Origin of the sequence: Zobellella denitrificans (genome assembly GCF_002237365.1) — a bacterium.
Classification (GTDB): domain Bacteria; phylum Pseudomonadota; class Gammaproteobacteria; order Enterobacterales; family Aeromonadaceae; genus Oceanimonas; species Oceanimonas denitrificans.
In genome coordinates this window covers 1-20,080 of the sequence record NZ_NMUO01000041.1, presented here as the reverse complement: position 1 = coordinate 20,080, position 20,080 = coordinate 1, and the positions used below count along the sequence as shown (strand labels likewise).

The 20,080-nt window shown below is 63.5% G+C and carries 19 protein-coding genes; 10 read left to right on the top strand and 9 right to left on the bottom strand.

The annotated features are described in order from the left end of the window. Positions 1 to 20 precede the first annotated feature (20 nt). The 6 genes from CGX12_RS10380 to CGX12_RS10355 all read right to left on the bottom strand — a co-directional run bounded on the left by CGX12_RS10380 (position 21) and on the right by CGX12_RS10355 (position 7,754). Entirely contained in the window at positions 21 to 1,160 is a 1,140-nt protein-coding gene (locus CGX12_RS10380; RefSeq protein WP_094039810.1) for a DcaP family trimeric outer membrane transporter, read from the bottom strand. A gap of 1,012 nt (positions 1,161 to 2,172) precedes the next feature. Further along, on the bottom strand, positions 2,173 to 2,751 hold the full coding sequence (locus CGX12_RS10375; RefSeq protein WP_094039809.1) for an REP-associated tyrosine transposase: 579 nt from the start codon (positions 2,749 to 2,751) through the stop codon (positions 2,173 to 2,175). 220 nt (positions 2,752 to 2,971) lie between these two features. Then, positions 2,972 to 4,171 (bottom strand): M20 aminoacylase family protein, encoded by a 1,200-nt coding sequence (locus tag CGX12_RS10370; protein ID WP_094039808.1) that lies wholly within the window; start codon positions 4,169 to 4,171, stop codon positions 2,972 to 2,974. Positions 4,172 to 4,183: 12 nt separating this feature from the next. Continuing rightward, positions 4,184 to 5,722: an AbgT family transporter gene (locus CGX12_RS10365; RefSeq protein WP_094039807.1), complete on the bottom strand. Its 1,539-nt coding sequence runs from the start codon at positions 5,720 to 5,722 to the stop codon at positions 4,184 to 4,186. Positions 5,723 to 5,855: 133 nt separating this feature from the next. Further along, a complete protein-coding gene (locus CGX12_RS10360) occupies positions 5,856 to 6,779 on the bottom strand; it encodes a LysR family transcriptional regulator (RefSeq protein WP_094039806.1) in 924 nt (307 codons plus the stop codon). Positions 6,780 to 6,842: 63 nt separating this feature from the next. Next, the gene (locus CGX12_RS10355; RefSeq protein WP_094039805.1) at positions 6,843 to 7,754 is read right to left on the bottom strand and encodes a LysR substrate-binding domain-containing protein; all 912 of its coding nucleotides are present in this window, start codon (positions 7,752 to 7,754) and stop codon (positions 6,843 to 6,845) included. Between the two features lie 180 nt (positions 7,755 to 7,934). Here CGX12_RS10355 and CGX12_RS10350 point away from each other — a divergent pair, with 180 nt between their 5' ends. The 8 genes from CGX12_RS10350 to CGX12_RS10315 all read left to right on the top strand — a co-directional run bounded on the left by CGX12_RS10350 (position 7,935) and on the right by CGX12_RS10315 (position 15,231). Then, positions 7,935 to 8,633, top strand: a complete 699-nt coding sequence (locus CGX12_RS10350; protein ID WP_094039804.1) for a fumarylacetoacetate hydrolase family protein — start codon at positions 7,935 to 7,937, stop codon at positions 8,631 to 8,633. A 13-nt stretch (positions 8,634 to 8,646) separates the two neighbouring features. Further along, entirely contained in the window at positions 8,647 to 9,288 is a 642-nt protein-coding gene (gene maiA / locus CGX12_RS10345) for a maleylacetoacetate isomerase (protein ID WP_094039803.1), read from the top strand. 34 nt (positions 9,289 to 9,322) lie between these two features. Next, positions 9,323 to 10,531, top strand: a complete 1,209-nt coding sequence (locus tag CGX12_RS10340) for a 3-hydroxybenzoate 6-monooxygenase (protein WP_094039802.1) — start codon at positions 9,323 to 9,325, stop codon at positions 10,529 to 10,531. Positions 10,532 to 10,577: 46 nt separating this feature from the next. Further along, positions 10,578 to 11,609, top strand: a complete 1,032-nt coding sequence (locus CGX12_RS10335) for a cupin domain-containing protein (protein ID WP_094039801.1) — start codon at positions 10,578 to 10,580, stop codon at positions 11,607 to 11,609. A gap of 16 nt (positions 11,610 to 11,625) precedes the next feature. Next, complete coding sequence (locus CGX12_RS10330) at positions 11,626 to 12,327, top strand: fumarylacetoacetate hydrolase family protein (protein ID WP_094039800.1); 702 nt, start codon at positions 11,626 to 11,628, stop codon at positions 12,325 to 12,327. Between the two features lie 121 nt (positions 12,328 to 12,448). Next, positions 12,449 to 13,420 (top strand): TRAP transporter substrate-binding protein, encoded by a 972-nt coding sequence (locus CGX12_RS10325; RefSeq protein WP_094039799.1) that lies wholly within the window; start codon positions 12,449 to 12,451, stop codon positions 13,418 to 13,420. Positions 13,421 to 13,465: 45 nt separating this feature from the next. Next, on the top strand, positions 13,466 to 13,966 hold the full coding sequence (locus CGX12_RS10320; RefSeq protein ID WP_094039798.1) for a TRAP transporter small permease: 501 nt from the start codon (positions 13,466 to 13,468) through the stop codon (positions 13,964 to 13,966). Beyond that, positions 13,963 to 15,231 carry a TRAP transporter large permease gene (locus tag CGX12_RS10315; protein ID WP_094039797.1) on the top strand — a complete coding sequence of 423 codons (1,269 nt, stop codon included), beginning with the start codon at positions 13,963 to 13,965 and terminating at the stop codon, positions 15,229 to 15,231. The genes CGX12_RS10320 and CGX12_RS10315 overlap by 4 nt, the downstream gene beginning before the upstream one ends. A gap of 380 nt (positions 15,232 to 15,611) precedes the next feature. Here the strand turns inward: CGX12_RS10315 and CGX12_RS10310 are convergent, their stop codons facing one another. The 3 genes from CGX12_RS10310 to bioA all read right to left on the bottom strand — a co-directional run bounded on the left by CGX12_RS10310 (position 15,612) and on the right by bioA (position 18,002). After that, positions 15,612 to 15,950 (bottom strand): type II toxin-antitoxin system RelE/ParE family toxin, encoded by a 339-nt coding sequence (locus CGX12_RS10310; protein ID WP_094039796.1) that lies wholly within the window; start codon positions 15,948 to 15,950, stop codon positions 15,612 to 15,614. 18 nt (positions 15,951 to 15,968) lie between these two features. Then, complete coding sequence (locus CGX12_RS10305; RefSeq protein WP_094039795.1) at positions 15,969 to 16,196, bottom strand: type II toxin-antitoxin system Phd/YefM family antitoxin; 228 nt, start codon at positions 16,194 to 16,196, stop codon at positions 15,969 to 15,971. A 540-nt stretch (positions 16,197 to 16,736) separates the two neighbouring features. After that, complete coding sequence (gene bioA / locus CGX12_RS10300; protein WP_094039794.1) at positions 16,737 to 18,002, bottom strand: adenosylmethionine--8-amino-7-oxononanoate transaminase; 1,266 nt, start codon at positions 18,000 to 18,002, stop codon at positions 16,737 to 16,739. 108 nt (positions 18,003 to 18,110) lie between these two features. Here bioA and bioB point away from each other — a divergent pair, with 108 nt between their 5' ends. Then, positions 18,111 to 19,142 carry a biotin synthase BioB gene (bioB, locus tag CGX12_RS10295; RefSeq protein WP_094039793.1) on the top strand — a complete coding sequence of 344 codons (1,032 nt, stop codon included), beginning with the start codon at positions 18,111 to 18,113 and terminating at the stop codon, positions 19,140 to 19,142. A 126-nt stretch (positions 19,143 to 19,268) separates the two neighbouring features. Further along, positions 19,269 to 20,080, top strand: an 812-nt coding sequence (locus tag CGX12_RS10290) for an aminotransferase class I/II-fold pyridoxal phosphate-dependent enzyme (RefSeq protein ID WP_094039792.1), incomplete at its 3' end; no start/stop codon positions are given.

Sequence of the window (20,080 nt, the reverse complement as noted above, 5' to 3'; positions counted from 1 at the left end):
ACAGCAGGTAAGGGAAAGGATCAGAAGCGGTACATCACCATGGCCTGCAGGCGGGTGGCGTCGCCGTCCCGGCCATCCTGCACCTCGCGGGTATGGTGGCTGGCTTCCACGCCGTAGCTGACCTGGCCTGCGGGCGACCAGATGTAGTTGAGATGGATGGCCTCGAACTGCTCGGTGGTATCGCCGCCGAAGCCGGTGGCGCCGGCGCGGACGGCATCGTCGATATCGGATCGGGCGATGCCGTAGCCCAGGGTGGCGGCGCCCGGGCCGGCCTTGACGGTGATCCCCGCAGTGGCGCCGGTGGCCTTGATGGTTTCCAGCTCGCCGCTGACGGGATCCACATAGCCCGGGCGGGCGGGGCTGCCTTCCAGATAGCCGCCGATGCCGTCGCCGTGGGTGAGGGCACCGCGCAGGGTGACATCGCCCAACTGGTAGCGGGCTTCCAGGTTCAGGCCCCAGCCGAGGGCGGTTTCATCGCTGTCGGTGGCGTCCCGGTAGTATTCGAGCTGGCGCAGCATCACCGATGCGCCGTAATCAAGGGCCGCGATCTGGCCTTGGTAGCGCAGGGTCAGATCCGGCAGGCCGCTCTTGTTTTCATCGGGCGGGGTCACGCTCACTTGCCGGCCCAGGTTGTCGGGGTCTTCCAGCGCCACCGAGAATCCCTGTAGGGTGTAGCGCAACTGGGCCTGGCGGCTGGCGTTGGCCATGCCTGGCCAGGGAGCGAAGTCGATGGTCGGGTACATGGCGAGATGGCCGCCGAAGTTGCTCCAGGTTTGGCCGGCGGTGATACCGTTCCACTCGCCATAGGCGTGACGCAGGCGCAGGTTGCCCCCGCCACTGCCGTAGAAGTCGCCTTCCAGGGTGGTTTTGAGCTCGCCCATCTGGGTGGGGGTGGCGGTGCTCACCCCCAGCCGGCTCTGGAAGGCATGCAGGGTGGTGTGCCCGTCCGGGCCCTTTTCGCCGTCGAGGCGGATCTTGTTGCGATCCACGAAATTGCCCAGATCCGCGTCCAGATCGTGAATGATGTCCAGTTTGGCGTAGCCGTAAAGGCTGGCCTTGGTGTCGCCCACCTGCACTTCGAAGGCGGTTGCGGGGCCGGCTACCAGCAGGGCCAGCAGGGAGAGGGGGAAGACGCGCGATTTCTTGCTTGGGTAAGTCATGTCATCAAGTCCTTTTATCAACAGATTTCCTGCCTGAGCGGCTCAGGCAGCCGGGGGCGGAGCCGTGGACAAAGGGATCCCTCACGCCGCTCTGCCGCGCAGAGGCGTGTGCCGTTCATGACGTTGATGGAGGGCTGTGCTCCCGGAGCAGGAGCCCGATATCGGGGCCAGAGCCATTAAATTAAAGCGATACGATAATTTTTATATGTCGCTTTAATGTGTTGCTAGGTTTGTGGTGAGGCGAATCCGGTATCTACAGGACCATCCATGGTCAGGCAAGGGATCATGTCTTTGTTTTATCTACTCCATTGTCGTGGGTGCTTCGGCCCTTTATCTCGGGCCTGGCTCGTAAACCCGATACGCAATATGCCATATACTGTAAAAAAGTGAAGTGTTTTGTTTCGCTTTTTTAACCGATATGTAACCTTGCCGTATCGCTTTTTGCGTTACTCGCCTTCAGGCTCGAGACCTTGCACGAAAACTGCGGAGCGCGGGCGGCCCGCCCGCATGGGGATACGCCTGTGGTTAAGGCATGGCTTTCAACGCCGCAGGTTCCCGCTGCGCGGGAATGCAGGCGAGCCGCCTGCGCTCCGGGTTGGCGCTCGCCTTTAGGCCGCAGGATGGCGCTGTTTGGGGCGCGGGCGGCCCGCCCGCATGGGGGGTGCACGTACGTTTCCCGCTGCGCGGGAATGCAGGCGGGCCGCCTGCGCTCCGGGGGTTGGTGCTTGTCTTTAGGCCGCAGGATGGCTTTGTTTGGGGCGCGGGCGGCCCGCCCGCATGGCTTTTTTGGAGCGCGGGCGGCCCGCCCGCATGGGGATACGCCTGTGGTTAAGGCATGGCTTTCAACGCCGCAGGTTCCCGCTGCGCGGGAATGCAGGCGAGCCGCCTGCGCTCCGGGTTGGCGCTTGCCGTTAAGGCCGCAGGATGGCGCTTTTGGGGCGCGGGCGGCCCGCCCGCATGGCTTTTTTGGAGCGCGGGCGGCCCGCCCGCATGGGGTTACGCCTGCGCTCCATTAAGGCTCAGGTTTTTGGCGATGGGCACTGCTCCAGGCCCAGTCTGACGGCTGGGAGACCAGACCGGCTTTAACCGGGTTTTGGTGGATGTATTCGACCACACGATCGAAGTGGGCTTGATCGCGGATATAACGGTCCCAGTATTCTGGCTGCCATATCCTCTTTGGCACCGTTTCTTCCCCTTGCGTACGCCTGATGTAGGCCTGAATTGCCTTGGCGCTGTAGGATTTCCAGCCGTGTACTATGGTGGACAGCTGTGCTTGTGGATACACCCGGATTAAAAGATGTACATGGTTGGGCATGACGATATAGGCGATGAGTGCGTAGCGTTTGCCATCGAAAAAGCGCCAGTTCTGTACCACCGTAGAGGCAATGGAGGGCAGGCGAAGCCAGCATTGGCCATGGCCTTTTCCTAATTCATGCTCTATGAGCCGTTTTCTTTTGGGCTTGCTGTTCTCGGTAAGTATTTGTCTTGTCGTTTCCCAAGGGAGAGAGTCGGCCAGCCGATAGGTGATGGCCTGATATTCGGCGCCTTCGAGGTGGGGTAGGTAGCCTCGTGAATGTTCGCCCTGGCGCATGTCGAGATCTCCGGCGGTGTTTGTGAGTTAAAGGCTAGTTTAGCTGGTTTGCCAAGGGGCTTAGGGGCCGGTCTCAGGTTGGTACAGTTCTGGTTCCCGCTGCGCGGGAATGCAGGCGAGCTGCCTGCGCTCCGGGTTTGGCGCTCGCCTTTGGCAGGCGAGCCGCCTGCGCTCCGGGTGATCCCGTTCCCGGCTTTGTGTGGATATGCGTACCGGACGGTCAGCGCACCCGGCCCAGTTCCAGCTCCACCAGTTTGGCAAAGTAGCTGGCGCCCACCGGTATGATGGCGTCGTTAAAGTCGTACCTGGGGTGATGCAAAAACACCTTGTTGTGGGGGCTGTCGTGGTCCCTGTCGTTGCCCAGCAGCACATAGCAGCTGGGCACGGCTTCGGCAATGTAGCTGAAATCCTCGCTGCCGGGCACCGGCGCCACCTGATCCTTGACGTTTTCCGCGCCCACTACCTCCCGGGCCGCTTGCAGGGCAATGCGGCTGGCTTCGGCATCGTTGACCAGGGGAGGATAGCCCACCTTGTTGCCCAGGTTGAAGCTTACCTCAGCCTGGGCGCCGAAGCCGGCGGCCAGGTTGGTGGCCAGGGTGGCGATCCGCGTTTTGATCAGCTCGCGATTGTCGGCGCTAAAGGCGCGCAGCGTGCCCTGCAGGGTGGCTGCGTCGGGGATCACGTTGGTGGCCTCGCCGGTGTGCACCATGGTGCAGGACACCACCGCTGGCTGGATGGGGTCGATATTGCGGCTGACAATGGTTTGCAGCGCCAGTATCAGGTTGGCGGCAATCACTACAGGATCGTTGGCCAGGTGTGGCATGGCGCCGTGGCCGCCCTGGGCGACAATGCGGATATGAAAGTTGTCGGAGCTGGCCATCATGGGGCCGGGACACAGGTGGATATGGCCCTGGGGAATACGGGGGAAGTTGTGCAGCGCATACATCCGCTTGCAGGGAAAGCGCTCGAACAGGCCGTCGTCCAGCATGGCCTTGGCCCCGCCCAGGCCTTCTTCCGCTGGCTGGAAAATCAGCACTACCTGGCCGCTGAAGTTGCGCTGTGCGCACAGGTATTGGGCGGTGGCCAGCAGTATGGCGGTGTGGCCGTCGTGGCCGCAGCCGTGCATTTTGCCCACGTGGCAGGAGGCATGGGCAAAGTTGTTTTCCTCGGTCATGCCCAGGCAGTCCATGTCGGCACGCAGGCCAATGCTCTGGTTGCCCGGCCGGCCCTGGATAACGCCCACCACGCCGGTTTTTCCCACGCCGGTGTGCACCTCGTCCACGCCGTATGACCGTAGCCGCTCTGCCACCAGGGCGGCGGTGGCTTGCTCTTCAAACCCAAGCTCGGGGTGCTGGTGCAAATGGCGGCGCAGGGCGATAAAGGTGTGGTGTTCCTGGCAAATTTCCGGGTATAGCTTCATGGCGTGCTCCTTTTATTGTTGGAATAGCGAGATATAGAAAGACAGAGCGTCCGGCCCCAGCGGCAGGTCCAGCAGCATCCACAGGCCGAGCTGGGCTATCCACAGCAGCAGGAACACAACGGCGTAGGGCAGCGCCAGGGAGAAGAGGGTGCCCACGTGGGCGTCTTTGTTGTACTTGGTAATAAAGGACAACATGATCGGCAGATAGGGGAACAAGGGCGAAATGGGGTTTGTGGCCGAGTCGCCAATGCGGTAGGCCATTTGCACCACGGCGGGCGAAATGTCCAGAAAGGCGAACATAGGGATCAGTACCGGCGCCAGCAGCGACCACTTGGCCGAGGCGCTGCCCAAAAACAGGTTGAGAAAGGCCACCAGCAGGATCAGCGCCACCAGCAGCGGAAAGGCGCTCAGCCCGCTCTGCTTGAGGATGCCGGCGCCCTGAATGGCCAGCACGGCGCCCAAGTTGGTCCAGTTGAACATGTAGATGAACTGGGCGATCACCAAGGTCAGCACAATAAAGGGCACCACCACCTTGGTGGCCTGGTTGAGCTTGGCGGGAATGTCGGCTTCCGAGCGCAGGGTGCCGACGGTAAAGCCGTACACCAGGCCAATGACGATAAAGTAGAAGAAAATCAGTGCCACCAGCCCGGCCATAAAAGGCGAGGGCACCAGGCCACCAGTGTCGGGGTGGCGCAGTGGCGAGCTGTCGGGGAGCACCAGGGCGGTCACCAGGCCCCAGAACAGCAGGCTGGCATACAGCACCCGGCGCAGGCCCTTGTGCTCTTGCGCAGTGAGCTGCTCCAGGCTTTCCTGCTCGGTGGTAGGCTGGTAGCGCCCCAGACGCGGCTCTATCAGGCGGTCGGTGATCAGGCCGCCGGCCAGGGTGAGGATGAACACACTGACGATCAGGAAATACCAGTTAGACACCGGCGAAACCTGCAGCTGGGCCGACACGCTTTGCAGGGCTTCGTTGGTGATGCCGGCCAGCAATACGTCGTTGCCACCGATCAGCAGGTTGGCCGAAAAGCCGCCGGCGGCGCCGGTAAAGGCACTGATAAAGCCGGCCAGCGGGTGGCGGCCGGCGGCCAGAAACATCAGGGCCGCCAGTGGGGGCACTATGATAAAGGCAGCGTCGGAGGCCATGTTGCCCATAATACCGGTAAAGGCCATGGCATAGCCCAGGCTGGCCCGGGGCACCCGGCTGATCATCAGGCGCAGGGCCGCGAAAATACAGCCCACCTGCTCAGCAAAGCCGATGCCAATGGCCATGACAATCACCACCCCAAAGGGCGCAAAGCCGGTGATGTTGGTGATGAAGCTGGTTAAAAACCACACCAAGCCTTCGCCCGAGAGCAGGCTGCGAACCTGGATCTCCTGGCCGCTTAGCGGGTGCACGCTGGTCACGTCCAGCCAGGAGAGCAGCGCCGACAGACCCAGGGTCAGCAGCACCAGGTAGAAAAAGAGGGTAAAGGGGTGGGGCAACTTGCTGCCTGCCAGTTCCACCCAGTTGAGGGTACGGGCCAGCCGGCCCTGGGACATTACTGCTTGCATGGAATGACTCCTGTCTCCAGATAAAGCGACCTTCCGGGTTGGTGTCGGTCTGGAGTGGGTTATGCCACAACAGGGGCCAAAAATGGATTCGACTTGCTTATGGGTTCATAAGCACAACAGGCCGGGGGCCGGATTACAGCAGCATGATGGCGTTTTCCCGCAGGGCAGCGGCGCGGAGCAGGTGCTCCCGGAATACTTGGCTGAACACCTGCACCCGGTGATCGTCGCGGGCCACATGGGCGCCCAGCAGCAGCCCCAGGGTGCGGTATTCCCTGGGTTCGGCCACTGGCACAAACACAATGTCGCCCAGCGGCTGGCAATAGGCAAAGGTGGACGACAGCAGGGCGGCGCCCATGCCGGCCCTGAGCATGCCGAGCATGGTGGAGGGCTGGGCCACGGTAATGCCTGGCTGGTAGTGGATGCCGAGCTGGGTAAAGGTGTGTTCTGCGTGCAGGCGTAGGTTGTTGTCGGGCGGCACGCCGATGTTGGCCGCCTGGGCCGCCTGCTCCCAGCTGATGCTGGCCTGGCAGGCGAGGGGATGGTCGCGGTGGCAGTACAGCCCGATAAAGTCCCGGTAGAGTGGAATAAAGTGGTAGCTGGCATCGAAGGGCGCCGTGCTCACGGCAATGTCGAACTCTCCCTTCGACAGCACCATGCTCAAGGGCAGGCTGCCGATTTCTTCCAGCTCCAGGGGCAGGTCGGGCAACTGGCGCAGTAGGTCGGGCAGGCTTTCGGTCACCAGAGGGGCAGTGGTGTACAGGGTGGCAATGCGAAACGGCGGTCGTTTGCCCTGAGCCTGCAGATCGTTTTCGGCCCGCAGCCGCTCCAGGCGATTGACGATGATCCTGGCTTCCCGGTACAGGGCTTCGCCGGCCGGGGTCAGGATGAGCTGACGCTTTTCCCGTAGCAGTAGTTGGCTGTTGAGTTGTTCTTCCAGCCGCTTGACGATTTGGCTCAGGGCCGACTGGGACAGGTGCACTGCTTCGGCGGCGGCGGTCATGCTGCCGATTTCCACCAGATGAATAAAGGCCTTGAGTTGGCGATAGCTGACGTCCATGGCTGGGTTTCCGGCATTGAGTGGGACAGATGGCCTCAAGCATAACGCCAACTCATTTTGGCATCACCTCCTGGCCTGGCGCAGGCATTCCAGCAGATCCAGGGTGGTGGGGTCGGGGTGTTCCTCGTCGCGCCAGCACATGCCCACATAGCCTTCGCCGCTGTCGAGGCGGATGTCCAGCGGCACCACCAGGCCGCGGCCGGTGAAGTGGCGGGCCACCCGCTCGGAGCTGACCGACAACATGTCGCTGTGCTGCAGCAGCCAGAGGTTGCCCACCTGGGAGGAGGACTCCACCCGGTAGGGCGGCGGCTTGCGTCCGGCCAGGGTCAGGGCCATGTCCAGCTTGCTGCGGATGGGGGTGCCCTGGGGCCAGACTATCCAGTCGTATTCATAGAGATGGTCCCAGCCCAGCCCAGGTCGCCCGGCCAGGGGATGGTCCGGCCGGGCCACGATGCGCAGCGGCTCCTCGTAGAGCATTTCGCTCTTCAGGCTGGCGCGGGGCTGGTAGTTGTCGAGCCTGCCCACCACCACGTCCAGCTTGCCCAACTCCAGCTTGTCCAGCAGCGAGTTCATGGTGCTTTCCTGTATTTCCACCCGCGCCCTGGGGTGCCGGGCGATGAAGGCCATGATGGCCGCCGGCACGAAGCTGGGCGCCGAGGCCGGCGAGGTGCCCACCGCCACGGTGCGGGCGCTGCCTTCCTGCAGGGCTTCCAGGTTGTGCTGGGCCCGGGCCATCTCGGTCACCATGCGCCGGGCATGGCTCACCAGCAACTGGCCCATGGCGGTGGGCCTGAGGCCGCGGGCATGGCGCTCGAACAGCGGCGCGCCTATGTCTTCCTCCAGCTCCTTCAGCCACTTCGACAACCCCGGCTGGGTGGTGTGCATGATGCGGGCGGTATCGCTCAGGCTGCCGGTGTCGGCCAGGTTGATCAGCAGGTGCAGGTGCCTGAGGCGCAGGCGGCGGGTCCAGTCCATCGAGCTATACCATAAAGTGTATGACGGTATCTCAAAATATCATTATTCGATATGGGTTTCACGGACAATACTGTTGCTCAGAAGTTACGAGGCCGTGAGCGAGACATTGGAAGAATGCTATCGCCGGGCAGTATCCAGGGCGCCGACGCAGGGCCGCTCAATCAGTCAGGAGAGTGTCACGTGAGTTATGTCGTAGAACCCCAAGCCGTCACCAGCATCCCCGTCGTCGGCGGCGAGCAGCAGTTTCCGGTGCGCCGCGTCTATTGCGTCGGCCGCAACTACGCCGCCCATGCCCGGGAGATGGGTTTCGACCCGGATCGGGAGCCGCCCTTCTTCTTCTGCAAGCCCGCCGACGCCGTGGTGCCGGTGGCGGAAGGCGACACCCTGGCGCTGCCCTACCCAAGTGAAACCGGCAACTACCATTATGAAATCGAGCTGGTGGTGGCCATCGGCAAGGGCGGCAGCAACATCCCCCTGGAAGAGGCCAACGACCATGTATGGGGCTACGCCGTGGGCCTGGACATGACCCGCCGCGACTTGCAGATGAAGATGCGCGAGATGGGCCGCCCCTGGGAAATCGGCAAGGCGTTCGACGCCTCGGCGCCGGTGGGCCCGCTCCATCCGGCCAGCCAGATCGGCCACCCCGGGCAGGCCGCCATCTGGCTGCAGGTGGACGGCGAAGACCGCCAGCGCAGCGACATCGACAAGCTGATCTGGTCGGTGCCCGAGACCATCAGCTACCTGTCCCGCTTTTTCGAGCTGCAGCCGGGCGATCTCATCATGACCGGCACCCCGGAAGGGGTGGGCGCGGTGCACCGGGGCGAGCTGATGGTCGGCGGCGTCGAGGGCCTGGGCGAACTGCACGTGCGTGTGGTGTAAGGGAGAGAAGACCATGCAGCTTTACAGTTTTTTCAACAGCTCCACCTCCTACCGGGTGCGCATCGCCCTGGCCCTGAAGGGCCTGGGCTACGACTACAAAGGCATAAACATCCGGGTGGGCGAGCAACGGGCCGACGACTACCGGGCGCTGAATCCCTCCCAGGGAGTGCCGCTGCTGGTGGAGGACGACGGCACCGCCCTGAGCCAGTCGATGGCGATCATCGACTATCTGGACGAGACTCATCCTGAGCCCAGACTGTTGCCCGCCGAGCCCCGGGCCCGGGCCCGGGTGCTGGAACTGGCCAATGCCATCGCCTGCGACATGCACCCGGTCAACAACCTGCGCATCCTCGGCTACCTGAAGAACCGCCTCGAGGTGAGCGAGGAGCAGAAGAACGACTGGTACCGCCACTGGATAGCCGAGGGCTTCGGCGCGGTGGAAGCCCTGCTCGAACGTTATGGCCATGGCCCCTACTGCTTTGGCGAGGCGCCCACCCTGGCCGACTGCTGCCTGGTGCCCCAGGTGGCCAACGCCGAGCGCATGGGCTGCGACCTGAGCGCCTATCCCAGGGTGATGGCGGTGTACCAGCACTGCCAGCGGCAGCCGGCCTTCCAGCAGGCCGCCCCCTCCCGCCAGCCGGACTTTACCGCCTGAGCCGGGCGACAGACAGATTGAAAGGAGAACAGTGATGGACAAGCAACAGACAGAGCAAAACGTCATCGTAGTCGGCGGCGGCATCGGCGGCCTGGCCGCGGCGCTGGCCCTGGTGCGCCGGGGCTTTAGGGTACAGGTGCTGGAGCAGGCGCCGGAAATCGGTGAAATCGGCGCCGGCATCCAGCTCGGGCCCAACGCCTTCCACGCCTTCGACGCCCTCGGCGTGGGCGACAAGGCGCGCGGCCGCTCGGTGTTCACCGACTTTATGGTGATGCACGACGCCATCGACGAATACCAGATCGGCAAGATCGAAACCGGCGAGGCCTTCCGCCAGCGCTTCGGCAACCCCTATGCGGTGATCCACCGGGTGGACGTGCACCTGTCGCTGCTCGAAGGCGCCCAGGAAACCGGCCGGGTGGAATTCAAGACCGACACCCAGATCCAGCGGGTGGAGCAGGATGAAAACGGCGTGGCCGTCTATGACCAGCGCGGCAACGTCTACCGGGGCGTGGCCCTGATCGGCGCCGACGGCGTCAAGTCGGTGGTGCGCCAGACCTATGTCAATGATCCGGCCCGGGTCACCGGCCATGTGGTGTACCGCGCCGTGGTCGACAAGGAAGACTTCCCCGAAGAGCTGCGCTGGAACGCCGCCAGCCTGTGGGCCGGCCCCAACTGCCACCTGGTGCATTATCCGCTGCGCGGCGGCGAGCAGTACAACGTGGTGGTGACCTTCCACAGCCGCGAGCAGGAAGAGTGGGGCGTGACCGAAGGCAGCAAGGAAGAGGTACAAAGCTACTTCCAGGGCATCTGCCCCAAGGCGCGCCAGTTGATCGACCTGCCCAAGAGCTGGAAACGCTGGGCCACCGCCGACCGGGAGCCCATCGAGCAGTGGACCTACGGCCGGGCGACCCTGCTGGGCGACGCCGCCCACCCCACCACCCAGTACATGGCCCAGGGCGCCTGCATGGCGATAGAGGATGCCGTGACCCTGGGCGAGGCGCTGCGGGTACACGACAACGACTGGGACAAGGCCCTGGATCTGTACCAGCGCTCCCGGGTCGCCCGTACCGCCCGCATCGTGCTGTCCAGCCGGGAAATGGGGCGCATCTATCATGCCAAGGGCGTGGAGCGGCTGATCCGCAACGACCTGTGGAAAGGCCGCAGCCAGGAACGTTTCTACGACGCCATCGAATGGCTGTACGGCTGGAACGTGACCAACTGCCTGAAAGACGACCACCGCTAATCGTATCGCGCGCCGGCCCGGCCGGCGCCACAAGGAGACAGAGAAGATGCATCAACTCGGAACCCTGGAAGACCTGCCCGAAAGCTACCGTAATGAGCTGACCGAACAGAACCTGGTGCCGCTGTGGCCCAACATGCGCGCCGTGCTGCCGCCCAAGGTGCCCAGCCGCAAGACCCGCACCCTGCGCTGGGGCTACGAGGTGGTGCGCCCGCTGCTGCTGCAGGCCGGCGAGCTGACCCCGATGGAAAAGGCCGAGCGCCGGGTGCTGGTGCTGGCCAACCCGGGCCACGGCCTCAACAACATGCAGGCCACCCCCAGCATCTACATGGGGCTGCAGCTGATCCTGCCCGGTGAAACCGCGCCCAACCACCGCCACACCCCCAACGCGGTGCGCATCATCATCGAGGGCGAGGGCGCCTACACCACCGTCAACGGCGAGCCCTGCCGCATGGAGCGGGGCGATCTGATCCTCACCCCCTCCGGCAAGTGGCACGAGCACCACCACGAAGGGGAGGGCCCCATCGTCTGGCTGGATATCCTCGACCTGCCACTGATCTACCAGCTCGAAGGCTCCTGGGCGGTGGAAGGCCAGCCCCAGCAGACCACCCTGAGCCGGGACAAGTCGTTTGCCGACTACAGCGCCGCCGGCGTGGTGCCCAACCTCAACTTCCAGCGCGGCACCGCCGACTCGCCCATGCTGCGCTATCCCTGGGGCAAGACCCGTGCCTGCCTGGTGGAGATGGCCGAGCATTATCAGGACGGCCTGCTGCAGGTGAGCTACGTCAACCCGGAAACCGGCGCCAGCCTGTTCCCCAGCATCGGCTTCGGCGCCCTGATGCTGCGCCCTGGCGAGACCGTCACCCTGCCCAGGCGCACCACCGCCTGCGTGTTCCACGCGGTGGAAGGATGCGGCCAACTGAGCGTGGACGGCGGCGAGCCCCTGGCCTGGAACGACAAGGACACCCTGTCGGCCCCCGGCTACAGCGACATTACCCTGAGCAACGGCTCGGCCGACCAGCCGGCCTTTATGATCACCGCCGACGAAGCCCCGCTGCATCGTTATCTCGGCATTTACTGAGTCAAGGTTGAACAAGATGAGCGCAAAACTGTTATTTCCCGCTAAAGAGCAGACCCTGGCCGCCGTGGCCGGCACCGACGCATTGTTCCCGGTGCACCGCATCTTCTGCGTGGGCCGCAACTACCATGCCCACGCCGCCGAGATGGGTGTGAGCGTCGACAAGAGCAGCCAGGAGCCCTTTTACTTCACCAAGCACCCGAGCAGCCTGATCCCCTCGGGCAGCGAAATCGCCTATCCACCGCAAACCGCCAATTACCATTATGAAATGGAGTTCGTGGTGGCCATCGGCAAGGCCGGCTTCGAGGTGAGCGAGGCCGAGGCCGACGAGCTGGTGTTCGGCTACGCCGCCGGCCTGGACATGACCCGCCGGGATCTGCAGCTGAAGGCGCGGGAAACCGGCCGGCCCTGGGATCTGGGCAAGGACTTCGAGGAGTCCGCGGTGCTCGGCCCTATAGTGCGCAAGGAAGAAACCGGCATCGTCGACAGCGGCGTGATCACCCTGAGCGTGAACGGCGAGGTCAGGCAGAACTCGGATCTGACCAAACTTATCTGGAACGTGCCGGAGATCATCGCCCACCTGTCCCGCTTCTACCACCTGCAGCCGGGGGATCTGATCTACACCGGCACCCCCGACGGGGTAGGCCCGGTGGTGGCCGGCGACCACATCCTCGGATCTGTGGCCGGGGTGGGCGACGTGGAACTGCGTATCGCCAAATAACGACGGGGCCGGGTCATGAACCCGGCCGGACCCGTTGATGATGAAAACGGATGTCAGGCCCAACGGCCGCAATGGTGGGGGATACCCCCGGACTCAAGGATTACAGGGAGCTCGACTCGTCATGGTAACTTTCAAAAAACTCTTCGCGGTGACCGCCATCGCCTCGGCACTGACCTTCAGCTTCTCCGCCAGCGCGGAGCGGATGCGTCTGGGCCACGTGACCCCGCCCAGCCATATCTGGAACCAGGTGGCCGAGCGCTTCAACGACAACCTGAAGGAAGCCTCGGGCGGCAAGCACACCATCATGATCTTTCCGCTGTCCAAGCTGGGCGGCGACGATCAGATGATCGATCTGCTGCAGTCCGGCGGCCTGCAACTGGCCATCCTGACCGCGGGCAGCCTGTCCAACCGGGCCGAGGACATGAACGCCTGGTTCCTGCCCTATCTCTTCGACGACGTGACCGACGCGGCCGAGGCCAGCAAGCATCCCGCCGCCCAGGAAATGCTGGACAACCTCAAGCAGCACAAGCTGGTGGGGCTGGGCTACACCTTCGCCGGCATGCGCCACGTGATTTCCTCCAAACCCATGACCTCGGTGGACGACTTCAGGAACAAGAAGATCCGCTCCTTCCCCAATAAGCTGTTCAACGACTGGTGGAACCAGCTGGGCGCGGCGCCCACCGCCCTGGCCATCAGCGACGTGTCCTCGGCCCTGACCACCAACCTGCTGGACGCGGTAGATGTGGATCTGGACATAGTGGTCGGCCTCAAGATGTACCAGCAGGCGCCCTACCTGACCCTGACCAACCACATGGCCTTCCCCGGCGTGGTGGTGGCCTCCGAGGTCTGGTGGAACCGGCTGTCGGAAGAGGATCGCACCCTGGTGCTGAGCGCCTTCAAGGAGGCCGAGGAATGGGGCTTCCGGAAGCAGGCCGAGGCCGAGCTGAGCAACCTGGAGCTGCTCAGGCAGGAAGGGGTCACCATCAATGAATTCGACGCGGCGCAGCTGAGCCAGGCCGCCGAGGCGATCGTCGGCAAATACAGCGCTGCCAGCGAAGGCATCAACGCCTTCTACCAGCAGCAAACCCAGTAATCAAGCACAAGGGGCGGGGCCCGGGTCCCGCCCACCGAGGTGATTATGTTCAAGATCATCAAGACATTGGATGGACTGCTCGGCAAGCTGGAATACGCCTTGCTGGTGCTGCTGACGGCGGCGCTGACCCTGATCCTCTCCGCCCAGGTGATACTCCGCTATTTCTTCAGCAGCCCGCTGTTCTGGGCCGAGGAAGTGTCGGTGCAGATCCTGATTTCCGCCACCTTTATCGGCGTCAGCTACCTGCTGTTCAGCAACAAGCTGGTGCGGGTGGACTTTATCCTGGAAAACCTGGGCAAGCCCTGGGGTGCCTGGCTGAACAAGGGGCTGCAACTGCTGTCCCTGCTGGTGTTGCTGGTGTTGTGCTACTACGCCACCGAATGGATACTGCGCCCGGAGATCAAGGCCGACGTTTCCCCCACCACCCAGTTGCCGCGCTGGTACAACTACGCGGTGCTGGTGGTGTCCTTCTATTGCATGGCCTGGCACCAGCTGATCAAGATAGTCCTGCCCGCCAGGCTGGTTCACAGTGAGGCGGCATTATGATGACCTCCATTACCTTCTTCGTTGCCCTGCTGCTGGGGCTGCCCATCTTCATTACCCTGCTGCTGGGCACCCTGGTGTTTTTGTGGCAAACCGACCTCACCGTGCTGATGAGTTCGCTGCCGATCCAGCTTTACGGCTCCCTCAACCAGAACGGCCTGCTGGCCATTCCGCTGTTCATGCTGGTGGGCGAGCTGATGAACAAGGGCGGGCTCACCTCCCGGCTGATGAACGCCGCCGACGTGTTCGTGGGCGGCTTCAAGGGCGGCCTGGCCTATGTGAACCTGCTGACCAACGCCATGGCCGCCTCCATCCTCGGCTCGGCCACCGCCCAGATAGCGGTGATGAGCCGGCTGATGGTGCCCACCATGGTGGAAAAGGGCTACAAGAAGGAATTCTCCGCCGCCGTCACCATGGCCGGCGGCCTGCTGGGGCCCATCATCCCGCCTTCGATGCTGATGATCATCTACGGGGTGGTGGCCTACCAGCCGATCTCCGCCCTGTTTATCGCCGGCATAGTGCCCGGACTGTTGATCATCGCCGGCTTCGCCCTGGTGATCTTCCTCACCGGGTTGTTCGCCGGCCTGCCCTCGGGCGAGCACCTCAAGCACAAGAACATCCGCCAGGAGCTGGTGAGCGGTCTCTTGCCCGGCACCATTCCGGTGGTGGTGATCATCTGCATCATCACCGGGGTGATGACCCCGACCGAAGCCGGCGCCATCGCCTCCATCATGGCCTTTATCATCGGCGCCGTGGTCTACAAGAGCATTGGCCTGAAGGAACTGCCGGGCATTTTCGCCTCGGTGGCGCTCAACACCGCCACCATCACCGGCCTTATCGCCACCGCCTCGGTGTTCGGCTGGGCGCTGTCGTTCGAGGCGGTGCCGGACATGCTGGTGGAATGGATCAGCGGCATCACCACCTCGCCGCTGCTGTTCCTGATGCTGGTCTATGTGTTGGTGATCCTGCTCGGCATGTTCCTCGAGAGCATCAGCGTGATGATCGTCATCGTGCCCATCATACTGCCGGCGGCCATTTCCTTCGGCATCGATCCCATCCACTTCGGGGTGATCATCAGCCTGGCCACCCTGATCGGCCTGGTCACGCCGCCGGTGGGGCCGGGGCTCTATATCGCCATGACCTCGGCCAACCTGCCGATGGGCGCCCTGTTCAAGGCGATGATCCCCTTCCTGGCCTCCATGCTGATCTGCATGCTGATCATCGCGGTGTTCCCGGCCATTTCCCTGTGGCTGCCGAGCCTGATGTAGTTAGAACGACAATAAAAAGCGTTAAGACACCCGTTTTGCCCTTTCACCCCAGGTGAAAGGGCTTTTTTTTTTGGAGCGCGGGCGGCCCGCCCGCATGGTTTTTTTGGAGCGCGGGCGGCCCGCCCGCATGGGGGTTACGCCTGTGGTTAAGCATGGCTTGCCAGGCCGCAGGTTCCCGCTGCGCGGGAATGCAGGCGAGCCGCCTGCGCTCCGGAGGATGGTGCTCGCCGTTAAGGCCGCAGAGTGGCTTTTTTTGGAGCGCGGGCGGCCCGCCCGCATGGGGGTTACGCCTGTGGTTAAGCATGGCTTGCCAGGCCGCAGGTTCCCGCTGCGCGGGAATGCAGGCGAGCCGCCTGCGCTCCGGAGGGTGGTGCTCGCCGTTAAGGCCGCAGGATGAGCAATTCAAAGAGCTGGAGTTGAACGTCCTGATTCTGACGGAGAATGGCGTGAACGGTGACGGTGCTGCCAGCCGGCTCGTATTCGTAAAAAATACGGTAACCCCTGTGAAGATACTCGCGATAGCGGGCGACACCCAACTCCAGCAACTGCCTGCTGGCTGGGCCCAGTTCGGGGAAGGCTCCGAGTTGTTCAATAATGTGTTTAACCAGCTCCTTTAGATGCTCACTGGCGTTGCCGGGGCTTCGTGCACCAGTTGAAACCAGATACGCCTTTTGGCTTATCAGCGTCTGTTGTGCCAACTCAGTAAACTCTACCTTCATGGGTGCCTCTTAATCGGGTTACAAGCTGGCAAGCACTTGATCACCGGTAAGGACTCGACCCTTCTCCTTGTCCTGGCTGGACAGCGTCATCATCTTCAGCAGTGCAACCGCTTCATCACGGCGTTTTCGATCAGCATAAGATTCAATAACGTAGGCCGGTTCGCCATTTTGGGTAACCATGATGGGCTCGGAAACATCCAGCGCCGCGGCGTGCTTTTTCACATAGCTGATGGTGTGGGTTTTCATAGGGCTCCTGAACAGCGCGTCCTGCTTGTTTATAACAAGACCAAATATAGTCTAAATTTAGCCTTGCAGCAAAGGTGCAACCCCGGACCTGGGCTGGTGGCGCCGACTCTTGGGGCGCGGGCGGCGCGCCCGCAAAGGGTGTTGCACCCAGGCCAAGGGTTCTCATAATGGGGCGCGGGCGGCCCGCCCGCATGGGGGTACGCCTGTGGTTAAGGCATGGTTTTCAACGTCGTAGGTTCCCGCTGCGCGGGAATGCAGGCGAGCCGCCTGCGCTCCGGGGTTTGGTGTTCGCCTTTCGGCCGCAGGATGGCGCTGTTTGGGGCGCGGGCGGCGCACCGGCAAAGGTGCTGCACCCAGGCCAAGGGTTCTCATAATGGGGCGCGGGCGGCCCGCCCGCAAAGGGTGTTGCACCCAAGCCAAGGGTTCCCGCTGCGCGGGAATGCAGGCGAGCCGCCTGCGCTCCGGGGAATGGCGTGCGCCTTATAATGCCGGAGTATTGCACCTATTTTAGTGGACCGCCCACCAGCGGCCCGCCGGCACCTACTGCCCGGCGATCACCTTCATGGCACTGGTCAGCCGGCTGAGTTCGTCGGGTTTTATGATGTAGGGCGGCATCACGTAGAACAGCTTGCCGAAGGGGCGGATCCACACACCCAGCTCCACCAGTTGCTTTTGCACCTCGGCCACCGCGAGCGGTTCTTTCATCTCGATTACGCCAATGGCGCCCAGCACCCGCACCTCCGCCACCCGGGGCAGATCCTGCGCCGGTGCCAGTTCGCGCTTGAGCTGGTCCTCGATGGCCTGGATGCGCTCTTGCCAGGGGGAGGCGAGCAGCAGCCTGAGGCTTTCCAGGGCCACGGCGCAGGCCAGGGGGTTGGCCATAAAGGTGGGGCCGTGCATCAGCACCCCGGCCGGGCCGTTGCAGATGGTGTCGGCCACCGCTTGCGTGGTGATGGTGGCGGCCATGGTCATGTAGCCACCGGTGAGCGCCTTGCCGATGCACATGATGTCGGGCCTGATACCGGCCCACTCGCAGGCGAACAGCCTGCCGGTGCGGCCGAAGCCGGTGGCGATTTCATCGGCGATCAGCAGCACCTCGTAACGGTCGCACAGCTCCCGCGCGCCTTTCAGATAATCCGGATGATAGAAGCGCATGCCGCCGGCGCCCTGCACCACCGGCTCCAGGATAAGCGCCGCCAGCTCCCGGTGGTGTTCGGCCAACACCGCCTCCAGCGCCTGCAGATCGGCCGGATCCAGCTCGCCACCGAAGGGGCTCTGGGGGGTGGGCACGAAAATATGCTCCGGCAAAAAGCCCTTGTACAGGCTGTGCATGCCGCCGTTGGGGTCGCACACGCTCATGGCGCCGAAGGTGTCGCCGTGGTAGCCGCGGCTGAGCGCGGCGAAGCGGGTTTTGGGCGTGCCCCGGCCGTGCCAGTACTGAATGGCCATTTTCAGCGCCACCTCGACCGATACCGAGCCCGAGTCCGCCAGGAAGAAGCGATCCAGCCCCGCCGGCAGCACCTGGCCCAGTGCCCGGCACAGCTGGATGGCGGGATCGTGGGTGAGGCCGCCGAACATCACGTGGGACATCTTCTCCAATTGCCCGGTGGCGGCGGCGTTCAGCTCCGGCACATTGTAGCCGTGCAGGCAGGCCCACCAGGACGACATGCCGTCGACAAGCCGGCGGCCATCCGCCAGCTCCAGGTAAACGCCGCTGGCGCGCTCGACCTGATAGCAGGGCAGGGGACGGGTGAGGGAGGTATAGGGGTGCCAGAGGTGGTGCAGATCGAATTCTTGATTGGTCATAATTTAGTCAAATGTAAACTTGTTATGATCTTGATGGTTGACAGGCTAGCATCCGTCCTTACACTAGCCAAGCAAAACCCCGCTTTAATTTAAGGACATAGGGTGACCATGAGCCGCCAGAACTGGACCCGCGAGCAGGTGCTCGCGCTGTTTGAACGCCCCTTCTTCGATCTGCTGTTTGAAGCCCAGCAGGTGCACCGAGCCCACTTCGACCCCAACGAGGTGCAGGTGAGCACCCTGCTCTCCATCAAGACCGGCGCCTGCCCGGAAGACTGCAAGTACTGCCCCCAGAGCGCCCGTTACAGCACCGGGCTGGAAACCGAGCGGCTGATGGAAGTGGAAAAGGTGCTGGAGCGGGCGCGGGAGGCCAAGGCCAACGGCTCCAGCCGCTTTTGCATGGGCGCCGCCTGGCGCAACCCCAAGGAACGGGACATGCCCTACCTGCTGAAGATGGTGCAGGAGGTGAAGTCGCTGGGGATGGAAACCTGCATGACCCTGGGCATGCTGGATGCCTCCCAGGCCGACCGCCTGGCCGAGGCGGGGCTCGACTACTACAACCACAACCTGGACACCAGCCCGGAATTTTACGGCGACATCATCACCACCCGCACCTATGCCGACCGGCTCAACACCCTGGAAAACGTGCGCGGGGCCGGCATGAAGGTGTGCTCCGGCGGCATCGTCGGCCTGGGTGAAAGCCCGGAAGACCGCGCCGGCCTGCTGCTGGCCCTGGCCAACCTGCCGCGCCAGCCCGAAAGTGTGCCCATCAACATGCTGGTAAAGGTAAAGGGCACCCCGCTCGAAAACCAGGAAGACCTGGACGACTTCGACTTTATCCGCACCATCGCCGTGGCCCGCATCCTAATGCCCCAAAGCCATGTGCGCCTGTCCGCCGGGCGGGAAAAGATGAACGATCAGATGCAGGCCCTGTGCTTTATGGCCGGCGCCAACTCCATCTTCTACGGCTGCAAGCTGCTCACCACCCCCAACCCGGACGAAAACAGCGACATGCAGCTGTTCAAACGCTTGGGGCTGCGCCCGAGCGGTGTGAGCCAGAAACCGGACGAGATGACCGAAATCGAACTGCACGAGCAACTGGCCGCCCAGAACGCGCCCAAGCCGCTGTATTACGAAGCGTAAAACACAGCTGGAAGCCCCGTAGGGTCGAATCTATTCGACCGAACACGACGCCGCCGTTGGGATGGTCGATTGAAATCGACCCTACGGCTGACCGCTTTTCATCATCCCGGAATTATGGAAACTGCTATGCCCTTTCACTTAAGCCTGGCCGGCCGCGAAGCGGCGGGGCTGAAACGCAGCCTGCCCCTTATCGACAAGGTGGCGGGCCGGCTGCTGTGGTCCGCCGGCCAGAGCTACCTCAACTTTGCCGGCAACGACTACCTGGGCTTAAGCCAGGCACCGGAATTGCGTGAGGCCGCCGACCGGGCGGCGTTGGAATTCGGCGCGGGCGCCGTGGCCTCGCCGCTGGTGGTGGGGCACCAGGCCGTGCACCGGGCGCTGGAGGCGGAGCTGTGCGACTGGCTGGGGCTGGAGGCGGTGCTGCTGTTCAGCTCCGGGTTTTCCGCCAACCAGGCGGTGATCAAAGCCCTGCTCGGCAAGGAGCACCTGCTGTGGCAGGACCGGCTCAACCACGCCTCCCTGCAGGAGGCGGGCCTGCTCAGCCCGGCGCGCCTGCTGCGCTTTGCCCACAACGACATGGCCGCGCTGGAGGCCCGGCTCAAGCCCAGCGCCGGTTTGATCGTCTCCGAAGGGGTGTTCAGCATGGACGGCGATCTGGGTGACTGGCCGGGGCTTTCGCGCCTGGCCGGGCAGAGCGGCAACTGGCTGATGATAGACGACGCCCACGGCCTGGGCGTGCTCGGCCGGGAGGGCAGGGGGACCCTGGATGAGCTGGGCGTGGCACCGGAACAGGTGCAGATCTTCATGGGCACCTTCGGCAAGGCGCTGGGGGTGGGCGGGGCCTTCGTCGGCGGCAGCCGCGAACTGGTGGACTACCTGCTCAATTTTGGCCGCGGCTATGTGTACAGCACCCACCTGCCGCCGCCCCAGGCCGCCGC

What these genes read in the sequence shown, in the direction of transcription:
- CGX12_RS10380 (WP_094039810.1), bottom strand. Translation starts at nt 1,160, where the DNA reads ATGACTTACCCAAGCAAGAAATCGCGCGTCTTCCCCCTCTCCCTGCTG.
- CGX12_RS10375 (WP_094039809.1), bottom strand. Translation starts at nt 2,751, where the DNA reads ATGCGCCAGGGCGAACATTCACGAGGCTACCTACCCCACCTCGAAGGC.
- CGX12_RS10370 (WP_094039808.1), bottom strand. Translation starts at nt 4,171, where the DNA reads ATGAAGCTATACCCGGAAATTTGCCAGGAACACCACACCTTTATCGCC.
- CGX12_RS10365 (WP_094039807.1), bottom strand. Translation starts at nt 5,722, where the DNA reads ATGCAAGCAGTAATGTCCCAGGGCCGGCTGGCCCGTACCCTCAACTGG.
- CGX12_RS10360 (WP_094039806.1), bottom strand. Translation starts at nt 6,779, where the DNA reads ATGGACGTCAGCTATCGCCAACTCAAGGCCTTTATTCATCTGGTGGAA.
- CGX12_RS10355 (WP_094039805.1), bottom strand. Translation starts at nt 7,754, where the DNA reads ATGGACTGGACCCGCCGCCTGCGCCTCAGGCACCTGCACCTGCTGATC.
- maiA (WP_094039803.1), top strand. Translation starts at nt 8,647, where the DNA reads ATGCAGCTTTACAGTTTTTTCAACAGCTCCACCTCCTACCGGGTGCGC.
- CGX12_RS10340 (WP_094039802.1), top strand. Translation starts at nt 9,323, where the DNA reads ATGGACAAGCAACAGACAGAGCAAAACGTCATCGTAGTCGGCGGCGGC.
- CGX12_RS10335 (WP_094039801.1), top strand. Translation starts at nt 10,578, where the DNA reads ATGCATCAACTCGGAACCCTGGAAGACCTGCCCGAAAGCTACCGTAAT.
- CGX12_RS10330 (WP_094039800.1), top strand. Translation starts at nt 11,626, where the DNA reads ATGAGCGCAAAACTGTTATTTCCCGCTAAAGAGCAGACCCTGGCCGCC.
- CGX12_RS10325 (WP_094039799.1), top strand. Translation starts at nt 12,449, where the DNA reads ATGGTAACTTTCAAAAAACTCTTCGCGGTGACCGCCATCGCCTCGGCA.
- CGX12_RS10320 (WP_094039798.1), top strand. Translation starts at nt 13,466, where the DNA reads ATGTTCAAGATCATCAAGACATTGGATGGACTGCTCGGCAAGCTGGAA.
- CGX12_RS10315 (WP_094039797.1), top strand. Translation starts at nt 13,963, where the DNA reads ATGATGACCTCCATTACCTTCTTCGTTGCCCTGCTGCTGGGGCTGCCC.
- CGX12_RS10310 (WP_094039796.1), bottom strand. Translation starts at nt 15,950, where the DNA reads ATGAAGGTAGAGTTTACTGAGTTGGCACAACAGACGCTGATAAGCCAA.
- CGX12_RS10305 (WP_094039795.1), bottom strand. Translation starts at nt 16,196, where the DNA reads ATGAAAACCCACACCATCAGCTATGTGAAAAAGCACGCCGCGGCGCTG.
- bioA (WP_094039794.1), bottom strand. Translation starts at nt 18,002, where the DNA reads ATGACCAATCAAGAATTCGATCTGCACCACCTCTGGCACCCCTATACC.
- bioB (WP_094039793.1), top strand. Translation starts at nt 18,111, where the DNA reads ATGAGCCGCCAGAACTGGACCCGCGAGCAGGTGCTCGCGCTGTTTGAA.